9 protein-coding genes are annotated in these 14,263 nt (G+C 71.6%); 6 read left to right on the forward strand and 3 right to left on the reverse strand.

The window, feature by feature from the left end; translation table 11 throughout:
* Nucleotides 1-201 precede the first annotated feature (201 nt).
* Nucleotides 202-1,902 carry a PucR family transcriptional regulator gene (locus ACFV9W_RS18855; RefSeq protein WP_385762090.1) on the reverse strand — a complete coding sequence of 567 codons (1,701 nt, stop codon included), beginning with the start codon at nt 1,900-1,902 and terminating at the stop codon, nt 202-204.
* Nucleotides 1,903-2,296: 394 nt separating this feature from the next.
* On the opposite strand from ACFV9W_RS18855, the gene ACFV9W_RS18860 reads away from it, so the two are divergent.
* From ACFV9W_RS18860 to ACFV9W_RS18885, 6 genes are all read left to right on the forward strand, one after another.
* Nucleotides 2,297-3,196 carry an FAD binding domain-containing protein gene (locus tag ACFV9W_RS18860; protein WP_385762092.1) on the forward strand — a complete coding sequence of 300 codons (900 nt, stop codon included), beginning with the start codon at nt 2,297-2,299 and terminating at the stop codon, nt 3,194-3,196.
* Nucleotides 3,196-3,774 carry a (2Fe-2S)-binding protein gene (locus ACFV9W_RS18865; protein WP_385762095.1) on the forward strand — a complete coding sequence of 193 codons (579 nt, stop codon included), beginning with the start codon at nt 3,196-3,198 and terminating at the stop codon, nt 3,772-3,774. Before ACFV9W_RS18860 ends, ACFV9W_RS18865 begins: the two co-directional genes overlap by 1 nt.
* A gap of 5 nt (nt 3,775-3,779) precedes the next feature.
* Nucleotides 3,780-6,173 carry a xanthine dehydrogenase family protein molybdopterin-binding subunit gene (locus ACFV9W_RS18870; RefSeq protein WP_385762097.1) on the forward strand — a complete coding sequence of 798 codons (2,394 nt, stop codon included), beginning with the start codon at nt 3,780-3,782 and terminating at the stop codon, nt 6,171-6,173.
* Between the two features lie 163 nt (nt 6,174-6,336).
* A complete protein-coding gene (locus ACFV9W_RS18875; RefSeq protein ID WP_385762100.1) occupies nt 6,337-7,788 on the forward strand; it encodes an NCS2 family permease in 1,452 nt (483 codons plus the stop codon).
* 45 nt (nt 7,789-7,833) lie between these two features.
* Nucleotides 7,834-8,982, forward strand: coding sequence for an XdhC family protein (locus ACFV9W_RS18880; RefSeq protein WP_385762102.1), 1,149 nt, complete (start codon nt 7,834-7,836; stop codon nt 8,980-8,982).
* A gap of 199 nt (nt 8,983-9,181) precedes the next feature.
* On the forward strand, nt 9,182-10,375 hold the full coding sequence (locus ACFV9W_RS18885) for a glycoside hydrolase family 6 protein (RefSeq protein ID WP_385762104.1): 1,194 nt from the start codon (nt 9,182-9,184) through the stop codon (nt 10,373-10,375).
* An 11-nt stretch (nt 10,376-10,386) separates the two neighbouring features.
* On the opposite strand, the gene ACFV9W_RS18890 is transcribed toward ACFV9W_RS18885, so the two are convergent.
* On the reverse strand, nt 10,387-10,869 hold the full coding sequence (locus ACFV9W_RS18890; RefSeq protein ID WP_385762107.1) for an SRPBCC family protein: 483 nt from the start codon (nt 10,867-10,869) through the stop codon (nt 10,387-10,389).
* Between the two features lie 114 nt (nt 10,870-10,983).
* Nucleotides 10,984-13,923 (reverse strand): glycoside hydrolase family 3 N-terminal domain-containing protein, encoded by a 2,940-nt coding sequence (locus ACFV9W_RS18895; protein WP_385762110.1) that lies wholly within the window; start codon nt 13,921-13,923, stop codon nt 10,984-10,986.
* Nucleotides 13,924-14,263 lie beyond the last annotated feature (340 nt).

The raw sequence follows: 14,263 nt of genomic DNA on the forward strand, positions 1-14,263 counted from the left end.
GCGCCACATTGCCCTCCCGAGCACGCCATCGAGCCGAGTTGCCGTGGGGCATCTCAGCACGGATCAAGGCGCCCGGCCAAGGGGGTGGGTGAAAGATTTCACAAAGGGTTGGGGTTCCCAAGCGCCCCCAAGATCGCTAAGGGGCGCTCAGGGGGTGTTCGTGGGATTGATGAGGTGTCAGCTCACCGGTCGACTCGCCGGTCAGCTCATCCGCAGTGCCAGGAAGAAGTCCAACTTGTCCTCCAGGCGCGAAAGATCACGACCCGTCAGCTGTTCGATACGGCCCACGCGGTACCGCAGCGTGTTCACGTGCAGGTGCAGCCGGGACGCGCAGCGGGTCCACGAGCCGTCGCAGTCGAGGAACGCCTCAAGGGTCGCGATCAGCTCCGCGCGGTGCTTGTGGTCGTAGTCGCGAAGCGGGTCGAGGAGGCGGGCCGTGAACGCGCGGCGCACGTCGTCCGGGACGAACGGCAGCAGGAGCACGTGCGAGGCCAGCTCCTGGTGGCCCGCCGCGCAGACCACGCCCGTGCGGGCGGCCGCCACGCGCCGTGCGTGCCGCGCCTCCTCCAGGGCGCCGCGCAGCCCCTCCGCGGAGTGCACCGCGGCGCTCACGCCGATCGCCAGGCGCCCATCGTCGCCGAGCCCGGCCGCGAGGGGTTCGCGCACCGCGGTCAGCAGGGTGTCCGCGAGCAGCCCCTGCTCCGAGCCGTCGTGCTCCGTGGCCACGGCGGGCAGCGGGACCAGCGCGATGGCCTCGTCCCCGCTGTGCGCCACGGCGATCCGGTCGGACGGCTCGGCGGAGTCGGGGCGCGCCCCGGCCTCCGGGCCGATGAGGATCTCCTCCAGGAGCGACTGGGCCACGGCCCCGCCCTCGGCCTTCTCGCCCTGCTGGTCCGTCCACTCCACGCGTGCCACGACGACCTGCCAGTGCGGGGCCGCGCCCAGCCCCGGCAGCAGCACGGGCGCCGCGACGCGCAGGCGTGCCGCGATCTCCGCGGGGGCCGCGCCCGCCTGCACCAGCTCAAGGACTTCCTGCGCGAGCCTGCGCCGCACCGTGCGCGCCGCGTCCCGCCGCTCCCGCTCCACCGAGATCAGCTGCGTGACGCCCTGGAGCAGGTCGAGCCGCTCCTCCGGCCAGTCGCCCGCGTCCGCCTCGACGGCGAGCAGCCAGTCCGAGAGCACGCTCGCGCGCCGGTCGACGGGGGCGGCGGCCGGCGCGTCCTTCGGCGCCGAGCCGATCGGGAACAGCGAGTACGTGACGCCCTCCACCGTCACCCGGTGCGGGCTGCGCCGCCCCGTGCGCAGGGCCGCCAGATGCTCGGCCGCGAGCCGGGTGCGGATCCGCGGAGGCAGCTCGGGCCCCGCCGCGGCCGAACCGGCGATCGCGCGTCCGGTCGGGGAGAGCACCCAGGCCCGCAGGTCCAGGTCGCTGCCCAGCAGGTCGAGGACCACGTCGGGGCCGCCGCCCGCGGGCCCCGAGGTCATCAGGCGCCGGTGCCGGTCGACGACCGCCGCGAGGTCCCCCGCGCGCTCGCCCGAGACCTGCCGTACGACGTGCTCGGTGATCGTCCCGAACGCCACCGACTGCGCCACCGAGAACAGCGGCACGCGGTGCCGCGCACAGGCCTCGACGAAGTCCTCGGGGACGTAGCCGAACTCGGCGGTGCCCGCCGCGACGGCCGCGACGCCCGCCGCGGCCATCAGCCGGGCGAAGGGCTCCGAGTCGGCAGGCTCCCGGTGCCAGGCCAGGCCCGTCAGGACCAGCTCGCCGCCGGACAGATAGCGGCTGGGGTCCCGCAGGTCCGTCGTCATCACGCCGCGGACGGTGCGGTCGAGCTCCTCCTCGCCGCCGAGGAGCCTGAGGCCCAGCGCGTCCGTGTCCAGCAATGCGCGCAGCCGCATGTCATCGCCGCCGATCTGTCTCGAAGTCGTACGTACAGGAAGCCCCATGGAGCTGTGGCCGGGGTTTCCTGGGGAAAACGGTGAGGTTACTGATGCCACCCGTTCATACGAATCTACAAGACACCCCGGCGGGCCAGCCAACGCGTTCATGTTTTCCGTGACTGACACTGCCGGAGCAGCAGGCGGTGTACTGGCCTCACTCCGCGTGAACAGCACATGAACGAGCCCCTGTGATCCTCCCACCCGTCTCCCACCACCGCCCTTGCATGAGCGCTTCGCGCACCCCTCCTCTTTGGCTCGAACGCATCGCATCGCATCGACCCCGCACGACACGACGCACGAACCACGCACGATCCCTGCCCGATCCACGAACCTCACGGAGAAGAGAGCCGTTATGGACTTCCTTCGCCCCGGCAGCTGGGAGGAGGCGCTCGCCGCGAAGGCCGAGCACCCCACAGCCGTGCCGATCGCAGGCGGCACCGATGTCATGGTCGAGGTCAACTTCGACCACCGCCGTCCCGAGTACCTGCTCGACCTCAACCGCATCGGTGAGCTGAGCGAGTGGGAGGTGGGCCAGGGGCAGAACGACACCGTCCGGCTCGGCGCCTCCGTCCCGTACACCAAGATCATGGAGCACCTGCGCACCGAGCTGCCGGGGCTCGCGCTCGCCTCGCACACCGTCGCCTCGCCGCAGATCCGCAACCGCGGCGGCGTCGGCGGCAATCTCGGCACCGCTTCCCCGGCCGGCGACGCCCACCCGGCGCTGCTCGCCTCCGGTGCCGAGGTCGAGGTGGAGTCGGTCCGCGGCTCCCGGCGCATCCCGATCGACGAGTTCTACACGGGGGTCAAGCGCAACGCCCTCGCCGAGGACGAGCTGATCCGCGCCGTGCACATCAAGAAGGCCGAAGGGCCGCAGCAGTTCTCCAAGGTCGGCACGCGCAACGCGATGGTCATCGCCGTGTGCGCCTTCGGCCTCGCCCTGCACCCGGGGACCCGGACCGTGCGCACCGGCATCGGCTCGGCCGCGCCCACCCCGGTCCGCGCCAAGGAGGCCGAGGAATTCCTCGCCGCCGCGCTCGAAGAGGGCGGGTTCTGGGACAACGGCAAGATCATCACCCCGTCGGTCGCCAAGCAGTTCGCCACGCTGGCCTCCGGCGCCTGCAACCCGATCGACGACGTCCGGGGCACCGCCTCGTACCGCCGTCACGCGGTCGGCGTCATGGCGCGCCGCACGCTGACCTGGGCCTGGGAGTCGTACCGCGGCTCGGCCACTCGCACGGAGGGAGCCGCGTAATGCGCGTCAATTTCACGGTCAACGGCCGTAAGCAGGAAGCCGACGACGTCTGGGAGGGCGAGTCCCTTCTCTACGTCCTGCGCGAGCGCATGGGGCTTCCGGGTTCGAAGAACGCGTGCGAGCAGGGCGAGTGCGGATCGTGCACCGTCCGGCTCGACGGCGTCCCGGTGTGTTCGTGTCTGGTGGCCGCCGGACAGGTCGAGGGCCGCGAGGTCGTCACCGTCGAGGGGCTCGCCGACCACGCCAAGGCCCGCTCCTGCGGCTCCCACGGGGGCGGCACGACGCTCCAGGACGCGCAGGGCTGGTCCGCGAAGGGCACCGACTCGCAGACCGGTGAGGGCGGCGAACTCGCCCCGATCCAGCAGGCGTTCATCGACGCGGGTGCCGTCCAGTGCGGCTTCTGCACGCCGGGCCTGCTCGTCGCGGCCGACGAGATGCTGGAGCAGAACCCGAACCCGTCCGACGCGGACATCCGCGAGGCGCTGTCCGGGAACCTCTGCCGCTGCACCGGCTACGAGAAGATCATGGACGCGGTCCGGCTCGCCGCGGCGCGCCAGACCCAGCCCGAGGGAGTCTGAGCAGCATGGGTACGACAGGAATCCCCGGCAAGGTCACCCAGGGGTCGCAGACCAAGGGCGGCATCGGCGAGTCCACGCTCCGCCCGGACGGCACCCTCAAGGTCACCGGCGAGTTCGCGTACTCGTCCGACATGTGGCACGAGGACATGCTGTGGGGCCACATCCTGCGCTCCACCACGGCGCACGCCGAGATCGTGTCCATCGACACGGCCGAGGCGCTGGCAACTCCCGGTGTCTACGCGGTACTCACCTACGACGACCTCCCCGCCGCGATGAAGAACTACGGCCTGGAGATCAAGGACACCCCGGTCCTCGCGCACGGCAAGGTCCGCCACCACGGCGAGCCCGTCGCCTGCATCGCGGCCGACCACCCGGAGACCGCGCGCCGCGCCGCCGCCAAGATCAAGGTGGAATACCGCGAGCTGCCCGTCATCACCGACGAGGCCTCCGCGACCGCGCCCGACGCGGTCCTGGTGCACGAGAACCGCGACGACCACCACATCGGCCACGTCCCGCACCCGAACATCGTGCACCGCCAGCCGATCATCCGCGGCAACGCCGAAGAGGCCGCCAAGAAGGCCGACTTCATCGTCTCCGGCGAGTACACCTTCGGCATGCAGGACCAGGCCTTCCTCGGCCCCGAGTCAGGGCTCGCCGTGCCGGCCGAGGACGGCGGCGTCGACCTCTACGTCGCCACCCAGTGGCTGCACTCGGACCTCGGCCAGATCGCCCCCGTCCTCGGCCTGCCCGAGGACAAGGTGCGGATGACGCTCTCCGGCGTCGGCGGCGCCTTCGGCGGCCGCGAGGACCTGTCGATGCAGATCCACGCGTGCCTGCTCGCGCTGCGCACCGGCAAGCCCGTCAAGATCGTCTACAACCGCTTCGAGTCCTTCTTCGGACACGTCCACCGCCACCCCGCGAAGCTCACTTACGAGCACGGGGCGACCAAGGACGGCAAGCTCACGCACATGAAGTGCCGCATCGTCCTTGACGGCGGCGCCTACGCCTCGGCCTCCCCGGCCGTCGTCGGCAACGCGTCGTCCCTCGCGGTCGGCCCGTACGTCCTCGACGACGTCGACATCGAGGCCATCGCGCTCTACTCCAACAACCCGCCCTGCGGCGCCATGCGCGGCTTCGGCGCCGTCCAGGCGTGCTTCGCGTACGAGGCGCAGATGGACAAGCTCGCCGACAAGGTGGGCATCGACAGGGTCGAGTTCCGGCAGCTCAACGCCATGGAGCAGGGCACGGTCATGCCGACGGGCCAGCCCGTCGACTCGCCCGCTCCCGTGGCCGAACTGCTGCGCCGCGTCAAGGCGATGCCGCTGCCGCCCGAGCGCCAGTGGGAGTCCAGCGAGGGCGCCGACGTGCGCCAGCTGCCCGGCGGCCTGTCCAACACCTCGCACGGCGAGGGCGTCGTCCGAGGCATCGGCTACGCCGTCGGCATCAAGAACGTCGGCTTCAGCGAGGGCTTTGACGACTACTCAACTGCCCGTGTGCGCATGGAGGTTGTCGGCGGCGAGCCCGTGGCCACCGTGCACACCGCGATGGCCGAGGTCGGCCAGGGCGGCGTCACCGTCCACGCGCAGATCGCCCGCACCGAGCTGGGTGTCACGCAGGTGACCATCCACCCGGCCGACACCCAGGTCGGCTCCGCCGGCTCGACGTCCGCCTCCCGCCAGACCTACGTCACCGGCGGCGCCGTCAAGAACGCCTGCGAGCTCGTCCGCGAGAAGGTCCTGGACCTCGGCCGCCGCAAGCTCGGCACCTACCACCCGGCGTGGGCCACCGCCGAACTCCTCCTGGAGGGCGGCAAGGTCGTCACCGACGGCGGCGAGGTCCTCGCCGACCTCGCCGAGGTCCTGGAGGGCGAGTCCGTCGAGGTCGAGGAGGAGTGGCGGCACCGCCCCACCGAGGCCTTCGACCTGCGCACCGGGCAGGGCAACGGCCACGTCCAGTACTCCTTCGCCGCGCACCGCGCCGTCGTCGAGGTGGATACAGAGCTGGGCCTCGTCAAGGTCGTCGAGCTGGCCTGCGCCCAGGACGTCGGCAAGGCGCTCAACCCGCTGTCCGTGATCGGCCAGATCCAGGGCGGCACTACGCAGGGCCTCGGCGTCGCGGTGATGGAAGAGATCATCGTCGACCCGAAGACCGCCAAGGTCAGGAACCCGTCCTTCACGGACTACCTGATCCCCACGATTCTCGACACGCCGACCATCCCGGTCGACGTGCTCGAACTTGCCGACGACCACGCCCCGTACGGGCTGCGCGGCATCGGCGAGGCACCGACCCTGTCGTCCACCCCGGCCGTCCTCGCGGCGATCCGGAACGCGACGGGCCTGGAGCTCGACCGGACCCCGGTCCGGCCCGAGCACCTGACGGGAACGGCCACCCAGGCCTAGTCCCGCCTCCCCGCGGGGTGACGGCCGCTTCCTTGAGGCACCGTCACCCCGCCGCACCTCCTCTGCGTCTCGGGCCGTCCCCCGGGTCGTGCAGCCATCCCAAAACCCGTGTGCCGTACGGCAGTTCACGGGAGCCCCTATGAACCTTGGGAATCGAGGCACCATGACCCAGCAGTCCGTGGAGCCGAAGACCACCGCCGACGACGCGGGCGCGGGCTCGCGCCAGCCCGCCGGCAGGTCTTGGCTCGACCGTTACTTCCACATATCCGACAGAGGGTCGACGTTCGCGCGCGAGGTGCGCGGCGGCATCACGACCTTCATGGCGATGTGTTACATCCTCCTGCTCAACCCGCTGCTCCTCGGCGGCCCCGACGCGGCGGGCGACAAGCTCAGCCACGCCGGACTCATCACGGCGACCGCGCTCGCCGCCGCCGTGAGCACCCTGCTGATGGGCTTCCTCGGCAAGGTCCCGCTGGCGCTCGCCGCGGGCCTGTCCGTCTCCGGCGTGCTCGCCACCCAGGTGGCGCCCAACATGACGTGGCCGCAGGCCATGGGCATGTGCGTGATGTACGGCGTCGTGATCGTGCTGCTGGTCGTCACCGGCCTGCGCGAGATCATCATGAACGCGATCCCGCTCGCCCTGAAGCACGGCATCACCATCGGCATCGGCATGTTCATCGCCCTGATCGGCCTGGTCAACGCCGGGTTCGTCGGCAAGGGCGCCCCGGTGACCCTCGGCACCGGCGGACAGCTCAAGGGCTGGCCCGTGCTGCTCTTCGCGGTCACCCTCCTCCTGATCTTCATGCTCCAGGCCCGCAACATCCCCGGCGCGATCCTCATCGGCATCGTCGTCGGCACGATCCTCGCCGTCATCGTGAACGCGGTCTTCGACCTCAGCCCCAAGGTCTGGGGCGGCAGCCCGCCCGAGCTGACCGGCAGCGCCGTCTCCATGCCCGACTTCTCGCTCTTCGGACACGTCGAGTTCGGCGGCTGGGACTCCATCGGCGGCATGACCGTCGGCATGATCGTGTTCACGCTCGTGCTCGCCGGGTTCTTCGACGCGATGGCCACCATCATCGGCGTCGGCACCGAGGCCAAGCTCGCCGACGAGAAGGGCCGCATGCCGGGACTGTCCAAGGCGCTGTTCATCGACGGCGCCGGCGGCGCCATCGGCGGTGTGGCGGGCGCCTCCGGGCAGACCGTCTTCATCGAGTCCGCCACGGGCGTCGGCGAGGGCGCGCGCACCGGACTGTCGTCCGTCGTCACCGGCTTCCTCTTCGCGCTCGGCCTGTTCTTCACGCCGCTCGCGCAGATCGTGCCAGGACAGGTCGCCGCCGCCGCGCTCGTCGTCATCGGCGCGATGATGATGCAGAACGCCCGGCACGTGGACTGGTCCGACCGGGCCGTGGCCGTGCCGGTGTTCCTGACCGTGGCGCTGATGCCGTTCACGTACTCCATCACCGCCGGCGTCGGCGCCGGAGTCATCGCGTACACGGCGATCAAGGCGACGCAGGGGAAGTTCCGTGAGATCGGCGCCTTCATGTGGGTGCTGACGCTCGTCTTCCTCGTGTACTTCGGCCTGCACCCGATCGAGAGCTGGCTGGGCGTCAAGTAGCCCTGCCGGCCGGACCGTTCCCCGAACCGCTAAGGAGACCGAGACATGCTGGACATCGCCGATGAGCTGTACCGGTGGGTCGAGCAGGGACGCGACTTCGCCGTGGCCACCGTGGTGGCCGTCGGCGGCAGCGCGCCCCGGCAGCCGGGCGCGGCGCTCGCCGTCGACAGCGAGGGCACCGCGATCGGTTCGGTCTCCGGCGGCTGTGTGGAGGGCGCGGTCTACGAGCTGTGCAACCAGGCCCTGGAGGACGGCGAAACGGTCCTCGAGCGGTTCGGCTACAGCGACGACGACGCCTTCGCCGTGGGGCTCACCTGCGGCGGCGTCATCGACATCCTCGTCACGCCGGTCCGCGCGTCCGACCCGGCCGTGCGCGAGGTGCTCGCACGGGCGCTCGGCGCCGCCGCCACGGGGGAGGCGGCGGCGCTCGCGCGCATCGTGTCGGGTCCGGGGGAGCTGCTGGGGCGGGCGCTGCTCGTCCGCCCCGACGGCTCGTACGAGGGCGGGTTCGGGTCCCACCCGGAGCTCGACCGCACCGTGGCGGGGGAGGCGGCGGCCTTCCTCGACGCGGGGCGTACAGGCACCCTTGAGATCGGTGAGCAGGGCTCGCGGTGCGGGTCACCGCTCACCGTCCTGGTGGAGTCGTCCGTGCCCGCGCCCCGGATGATCGTGTTCGGCGCGATCGACTTCGCTTCGGCGCTGGTGCGGATGGGCAAGTTCCTCGGCTACCGCGTCACCGTGTGCGACGCGCGGCCGGTGTTCGCGACGGCCGCGCGGTTCCCCGACGCCGACGAGATCGTCGTCGAGTGGCCGCACGAGTACCTGGAGCGCACCGAGGTCGACGGCAGGACCGTGCTGTGCGTCCTGACCCACGACGCCAAGTTCGACGTGCCGCTGCTGCGGCTCGCGCTGCGGCTCCCGGTCGCGTACGTGGGGGCGATGGGCTCGCGGCGCACGCACCTCGACCGCAACGAACGCCTGCGTGAAGTCGGCGTCACCGACATGGAGTTGGCGCGCCTGCGGTCCCCGATCGGGCTCGACCTGGGGGCCCGTACGCCGGAGGAGGTGGCGGTGTCCATCGCCTCCGAGATCGTCGCGGACCGCCGGGGCGGCACGGGGGTGTCCCTCACCGGGGCGCACACGCCGATCCACCACGAGCCGGGGACGGCACGGCGGATCGGCTCGGTGGCCTGAGGGGCCGGAGACGTCTCGCCGGCACCGGAGGCGCCTCTCCGGCAGCGGAGGGGCGGGGTCCGGGGCGGCGGCCCGGGGGTGACGTCAAGTGCGCGTCGTGTGCGGCCTACTTGACGTTCCGGTGGGCTCGGTCGACTCTCTGTGGGAGCGCTCCCGCAAGGCCGACCGTCACCCGCTCGACCGGACCCCAGGAGTCACCGTGCGAAGACCTCTCCGCCGCGCCGCAGCCGCGGCCGCCGCAACGCTCGCCCTCCTCCTCGCCGCACCCCAGGCCCTCGCCGCCGAGCCGTCGGCCGGGGCCGGAGCCGGGCGCGACGCCGGGCTCTACACGCCCGACCCCAACCCCGACGCCGTCCGGCAGATCGCCGGGCTCGTCAAGGCGGGGCAGTACCGCGACGCCGCCCGGATCACCGCGATGATCGCCACCCCGCAGGCCGTCTGGTTCGGCGACCAGAGCCCGGCCGAGGTCGAGAAGCTCGCCCGCGACGTCGTCAGGGACGCCGACCGGCGCGCCGACCTCCCGGTGTTCGCGCTCTACAACGTCCCCGGCCGCGACTGCTCCAACTACTCCGCGGGCGGCGCCGCCACCACCGCCGAGTACCAGGCCTGGATCGACGCCGTCGCCCGCGGCATCGGCTCCCGCGACGCCATGGTCGTCCTCGAACCCGACTCCCTGGCCCTGCTCCCCGCCGACTGCGGCCAGGACGACGCGCAGGGCACCAGGACCACCGCGCGCTACGCCGAGGTCAACTACGCGGTCGACCGCCTCGAACCGCTGCGCGGCACCCGCGTCTACCTCGACACCGGCCACCCCGGCTGGCACAGCGTCAACTCCATCGTGCCGCGCCTGATCAAGGGCGGCGTCGGGGAGGCGGCCGGCTTCTACACCAACGCCTCGAACTACCAAACCGACGACGCCAACTCCTGGTACGGGAAGCTGATCTCGTCCTGCATCGCGTACGTCGAGGAGGCATCGGGGGACGCCGCCGACTGCCCGAACCAGTGGACCCCGCGCGCCGACGCGCAGACCTGGATCGACGCCAATCTGCGGGTCCCGGCCTCCCGGATGGCGCACTTCGTGACGGACTCCAGCCGCAACGGCCAGGGCACCTGGACCCCGCCCGCCGGCAAGTACACCGACCCCCAGGACTGGTGCAACCCGCCGGACCGCGGCCTCGGCGCCCGGCCCACCCTGCGCACCGGCGACCCCTTGCAGGACGCCCGGCTGTGGATCAAGACACCGGGGGAGTCGGACGGCCTGTGCCTGCGCGGCACCGAGGGCCCCGAGGACCCGGAGCGGGGCACGGTCGACCCGAAGGCGGGCGACTGGTTCCCGCAGCAGGCGCTCGAACTGGTGCGGTACGCCAATCCGCCGCTGCTGCCGGGGAAGTGACGCCCACCCGCTCACAGCCGGTGCGGTGACGTTTCTCCGGTGGCGTCGTCCTCGGTGGCCTCGTCCTCGGCGTCGTACAGCAGCCCGTCCACCGCCCGTCCGAAGACCCACCGCCCCGCCGCCGCGACCACCCGGTCCGCGGCGCGGGGCACTCCGCGTACCCGCAGTTCCTCGCGCCACTCGACGCGCGAGCCGCCGTCGCCGAGCGCCCGCACCTCGAACTCGGCCCAGCCGGTGACGACCCGGCCGCGCTTCTCCATCCGGCAGCGGCGCGGCGGCTGCCAGGCGACGATCTCCATCGGGTCGTCGAAGCCGCACCGGCCGACACCGGTGCGCGCCACGAACACCGTGCCCGCGGCGTCCGGCGGCGGGGTCGTCACCGTGACACGGGTGAGCGGCACGGAGTCCCCGTGCCGCTCCCAGTCGGTCAGCCGCGCCCACGCCTCGGAGGCGCGCAGCGGCGTGTCACGGACGATACGGATTTGGGCCGTCATGTCGCGATGGTAGGCACACGTCCGGGTGCGGTGTCCGTGCCGGGGTTCGGGCGGCGTGTCGCGCGGGACCCCAACTCGGAGCCCCGCGCGCACAGTTGTTTCCCTCCGGGCCGGTCAGGTCGCCTTGTACGCCGCGGCCAGCTTCTTCAGCGCCCCCTTGTAGTCGCCGGTGAGGGCGAGGTGCTCGGCGTCGGCGAACGGTTTGGCCCACGCCGCGGTCACCTTGCCGCCCGCCTTCTCCTGGACCTTGAGCCGCTCCTTGGCCACGAGCGCCTGCCCGTCGCTGTCCTTGCCGGCCGCCTTGGTCGTGAGCCCGTAGCCGTACGGGAACTGCGGGTCGTACGAGGCGTCGCCGACGTTGATGGGCAGCTGGGCCTCGGACTTCGGCCAGGTCACCGGGAGCTGTCCGGTGAAGGGCCGCTTGCCGTAGAGGACGTCGGCGACGCCGTCGCCCTCGGTGCCGGGCAGCCAGGACGCGACGAGCGCGTCGATGTCGCCGAGCCGGTCGCCGATGAGCTGGGGTCGCCCCGAGACGACGAGTACGACGCACTTCATGGCGCCGCACACCTTGTCCACTGCTGCCTTGTCGGCGGCGGAGAGCTCCAGGTCGTGGCCGTTGCCGACGTCTCCGACGCCCTCCGCGTAGGGGGTCTCGCCGACGACGACCACGCCGACGTCGTACCCGGAGGTGGGCGCCGAGGCGTCCTTCGAGTAGTCGACCTTCGCGCCGGGGGCGGCCTTCTTCATGGCCTGGAGGACCGTGGTGCCGTCCGTGATCCTCCCGGACTGGCCCTGCCAGGAGATGGTCCAGCCGCCGGCCTGGTTGCCGATGTCGTCGGCGTTGGACCCGGCGACGTACACCTTCTGGGAGGGCTTGAGCGGCAGCACGTTCCCGTCGTTCTTCAGGAGCACCTGCGATTTGGCCGCCGCCTCGCGGGCCACGGCGCGGTGTGCGGCGCCGCCGATCTCGTCGATGCCGCTCGTGTCGGCGTACGGCTTCTCGAAGAGGCCCAGCTTGAACTTCTGCGTGAGGATGCGGGAGACCGCGTCGTCCACGCGCGCCTCGGTGACCCGGCCGGAGGTGGCCTCGGCGAGCAGGGTCTTCTCGAAGTCCGCGTAGGCGTTCGGCACCATGATCATGTCGAGGCCCGCGTTGATCGACGTACGGACGTCGGAGGCGTAGTCGCCGGGGATCTGGTCGATGCCCGCGTAGTCGCTGATGACGAAGCCGTCGAAGCCGAGCTTCCTCTTCAACTCCCCGTTGATCATTGCCGCGTTGGCGTGCATCTTCACGGGGCCCTGGTCGTCGCCGATGATGTCGAGCGAGGAGTACGAGGGCATGACCGTGCCCACCCCGCGCTTCACGGCGTCGCCGAAGGGCGCCAGGTGCACGGCCTCCAGCTCCTGCCGCGTGACCTTCGTGACACCCTGGTCGATGGTGTACGAGCCGGTGGTGGAGGAGCCGTACTCGGTGCCGCCGTCGCCGACGTAGTGCTTCGCCGTGGCGAGGACCTTGTCGCGGCGGTCCAGGTCGGAGCCGTTCGCGCGGCCCTGGAAGCCCTTGATCACGGTCTCCATGGACTCGACGAGGGCCGGGTCCTCACCGAAGGCCTCGTAGGAGCGGCCCCAGCGTTCGTCGCGGGTGACGCACAGGCAGGGCGCGAAGTCCCACGGGACGCCGGTCGCGCGGACCTCGGAGGCGGTCACCGCCCCTGTCTTCTCCGCCAGTCGGGGATCGCGGGTGGCGCCGATGCCGATGTTGTGCGGCATGATCGTGGCGCCGACGACGTTGTTGTGGCCGTGCACCGCGTCCACGCCGTAGATCAGCGGAATCTGGAACCGGGTTGCCTGCGCCCGGAGTTGGTAGCCGTCGATCATCTTGGCCCAGGCCTCGGGCGTGTTCGGCGTCGGCACGGAGCCGCCGCCGGAGAGCAGCGAGCCGAGGTGGTGGCTCGCGATGTCGCCAGGCGACTTGAGAGCGGCGCGCTCGGCCTGCGTCATCTGGCCGACCTTCTCCTCGAGCGACATCCGCGAGACGAGGTCGGCGACCCGCTTCTTGATCGGGGCCTTCGTGTCGAGGTACGGGAGTCCGTGCGCGTCGACGACGACCTGCGGGGACTCGGCGGGCGGTTTGGCGCCGGTGACGGTCAGCTTCAGCGGAATGGTCTCGGCGGCCTCGGCCCGCGCAGAGTCCTTGCCGGCGGCGACCGTGACGGTCTTCGCCGCGCCGGACGCGGTACCGGCCGGGAAGGTGACCTTGCCGCTGACCGGGGTGTAGTCCTTGCCCGGGTCGGCGGTGCCGCCCTCGGTGGCGTACTCGATGGTGACCGGGTCCTCGATCGGCACGTTCCCGGTGGTCGTGACGGACAGCTTCACCGCCGCCGAACCGCCCTCCTTCACCGGGTACACGGCCGCGTCCGTCGCCACCTGCGCGCGCAGCGACTGGTCCGCCTTGCCGTACAACTCGACGCCGTCCATGGCGAATTGGCTCTTGGTGCCGGTGGGCAAGGTGACCGCGTAGCCCCACATCTTGTCGAGCCCGAGGACGTGGTCGATGCCGCCGACGGGCTGGTAGTCCGTGCGGTACTCGAACCGGGTGAACGGCAGCTCGAGCTGCTTCCATCCCGTGAAGTCGTCGGCGAACGTCGTCGTCCACAGCTCGGACGCCTCGCCGTGCGCGCCGCCGTCCTTGAGCTCGAAGTTCATCTTGCGGCCGGAGTTGTCGCCGTACCACCACAGGCGGATGCCCTTGTGGGCCGACCAGTCGTGGGCCGGCTCGTCGGCGGCGTAGTCGTGGCTGAAGCCGCCGTAGCCGCTGATGTCGTAGGCGCCTTCGAGGACCTTGGCGCCCTCGGGGGCGTCCGCGCGCTCCTTGAGTTCGAGTTTCGGATGGTCGTCGGTGTCGCCGCCCCAGGTGAAGATGCCCTCGGCGGGCTGCGTCGCGAAGGGCACCTCGCCCTCGAAGCGGTCGACGGGGGTGGGCGCGGGGTCGTCGGCGGCGGAGGCGGCCGAGGTGCCGGTCAGCGGCAGCAGGCCCGCCGCGAGCGCCGACACGGCCAGTAAGGCCGCGCGTCTCCTACGGCTTCCGCGGCCCGGTCTGTGGGTGGAGTCGGTGTGACGCAAGGTGCCCTCCCGGTGGTCCCGTTGCGGGTGCTGGTGGTGCGTCGTGCCGTTTCTAAATTCAAGCCTTGAGTTAAAGGGGGAGGGGTGGGGTCGTCAAGGGTTCGGAACGTAAAGGGAGTTGGGGGCGCGATGCCGCCGGGTTGGCCACTTGCAACCGATTGACAGGCGGGGTCCCGCCCCCGATCGTTTGCTTCGGGGTGCGACACCTGACGGTTGGGGGACCGCGATGAGGTGGCAGGGGGGCGCGTCGTCCGACGACGCGGAGCGGCAG

The organism is Streptomyces sp. NPDC059897 (genome assembly GCF_042730865.1).
Lineage (GTDB): Bacteria > Actinomycetota > Actinomycetes > Streptomycetales > Streptomycetaceae > Streptomyces.